Source organism: Hydrocoleum sp. CS-953 (assembly GCF_002260545.1).
GTDB lineage: Bacteria > Cyanobacteriota > Cyanobacteriia > Cyanobacteriales > Microcoleaceae > Trichodesmium.
This window is the reverse complement of sequence record NZ_LGSU01000245.1, coordinates 1-2,534: the sequence shown is the minus strand read 5'-3', so window position 1 is coordinate 2,534 and position 2,534 is coordinate 1. Positions and strand designations below refer to the sequence as shown.

The window sequence follows — 2,534 nt, the reverse complement described above, 5'->3', positions numbered from 1 at the left end:
GAGTAGGGGAGTAGGGGAGTAGGGGAGTAGGAGAGAAATTAAAATATATCCTCTCGATCGCCAAATATTTTATTTATACCATTACATCCGGACATGATATTAATGGTAGGGACGTTGCATGCAACGTCCGTACAAGGGGGATTTGAGACTTTCCCCGGTTTCTCTACTTTTTTATACTGATACTACCGGATTTGATATAACCAGGACTTACGCAGAGCCACTATATCTAGCAAGGGCGTTTTGCTATCGCACAACTCCGTTAACGCTGCGCGACATATAAAGCGGAGCTTTACGTTAGTAAATGCCATTCGCCCCTACAGATGGTGTGTAATTTCATTTTTTGCGTAAGTCCTGATAACTACAGGAAATGTAAGTTTTTTCTTGCTCTTCAACCTTGTGTTATAGCTAACTAAAGCCTTCTTCCTTTTTTCTTCTTCCTTCTTACTTCTTCCTTACCCTTACCTTACAATACCGATGCTACCGGAGATGATATGATATTTTATTAAATCCGGTAGCATCAGTTTTATTCAGTATAAATATAAGAGTCCATATTGTAGGAGCATTTCGTCAGGAAAACGCCCCTACCCATCGACAGATTTGATATTAAATGATCGAGGAATCATTAACAGTAGTGAAACGACCAACTATTTGCTCTGAGGTTGCAGATAAATTTTCTAAAGTGACTAAAAGTTGATCGTCCAATAAAATTGAAATGTTGTTATCAACAGTCTCAACAGTGAAACTCTGTTCATCGATATTTAGTTCGTCATCTAATACAATGAAGTCTTGATTAATATCAAAGTCACTAATAATATCCAGTCCTTGGTTTAAGTTGAGCAGGAAGCGATCGCTACCACTACCTCCAGAGAAAGTATCATCACCTTCCCCTCCATACAAGAAATCGTCACCTGCTTCTCCGATGAGAGAGTCGTTTCCTAATCCTCCAAACAAGGTGTCATTATCCTCACCTCCTAACAAAGTATCATTACCCTCCTCTCCAAACAATGAATCCTGACCTTGATTACCAAATATGAGGTCGTCTCCTATACCACCAAATAACTGGTCTTGCTGACCTTCCGTACCCAATGGTGCTACAAGTTCGGGATTGTCACCATACATAGTATCATTTCCATCACCACCACATAGGGTATCATTGCCTTGATCGCCAAACATGAGGTCTTCGCCTGAAAAACCATACATTATGTCATCATCTTTACCACCTCGTGAAGTATCATCACCTTCACCACTAATAATAGTGTCATTAGCAAAGTTACCACTGAGGAAGTCATTTCCGGCACCACCATCAATGAAGTCTTCTCCTAATAGATCAGGATCAATAACACTATTGTTGCCACCAAAAATACTATCATCTCCCTCTTGACCTAAAAGAGTATCGTCTCCTTGATCGCCAAGGATTAAATCATTGTCCTTACCACCGTAAATGAAGTCGTTTTCTTTACCTCCGTTCATTATATCGTCTCCACGACTGCCTTGCATAATATCGTTACCGCGACCACCATAAACAGAATCTTCTCCGATTTCCTCTTCTGATGAACTTGAGCTAGGATCGGCAACAATTTGGTCATCACCATTTTCACCCATGAGCATATCGTGGCCTTGTTGTCCGAACATCATATCATTACCCTTACCACCACGAGCTACATCATTACCCTTACCGCCCATGACTGTATCATCCTCTTGATTTCCATTTATGTAGTCTTCACCTCTACCACCGTTCATCATATCCTTGCCTGTGGTATCTGTGCCAGCAATATTACCACCCATGAGTGAATCGTTACCGTTGTCACCTAGTAGGGTATCATTACCCATATCGCCTGACATCGTATCATCATCCTTACCTCCACGAGCGGTATCGTCATCTTTTCCTGCATATATCTCGTCATTGTCTTCTTTACCATTAGCAAAGTCAGAACCACCTTGAGTAAAAATTGAGTCATTACCCTCACTACCAAACATGATGTCAGTCTCTTCAGAACCTTCCATAAAATCGTCACCTTCCAAACCATCAATAGCTATTTGACCTGCTTGAGCTACTTGAGCTGCTTGAATGAAGTTACTGCTTGAAATAAATTCGCTTTCTTCTGTACCAAATAAAAGCTGGTCAAATTGGGTATTAAGAACTAGAGAAGGTAAAACAGGTAAATCTACAAGTTCTATAGTTGGAGGTGGAGGACAAGAATGGTCATCATCTATTTGAGACTCTTGTATAATTTCTGAGTCAGGAGTTGGTGTTGGTGTTGGTGTTGGTGTTGGTGTTGGCTCTGGTGTTGGTGTTGGTGTTGCCTGTGGCGTTGGCTCTGGCGTTGGCTGTGGCGTTGGCTCTGGTGTTGGCTCTGGTGTTGGCTCTGGTGTTGGCTCTGGTGTTGGCTGTGGCGTTGGCTGTGGCGTTGGCTCTGGTGTTGGCTCTGGTGTTGGCTCTGGTGTTGGCTCTGGTGTTGGCTCTGGTGTTGGTGTTGGCTCTAGTGTTGGCTCTGGTGTTGGAGTTGGAGTAGGTGCTGGAGTACCGGTGACGG

General features: G+C 42.6%; 1 protein-coding gene. It reads right to left on the bottom strand.

From position 1 onward, the window contains the following. Positions 1-603: 603 nt before the first annotated feature. On the bottom strand, positions 604-2,534 hold a 1,931-nt coding region (locus AFK68_RS34355; RefSeq protein WP_305778119.1), incomplete at its 5' end, for a calcium-binding protein.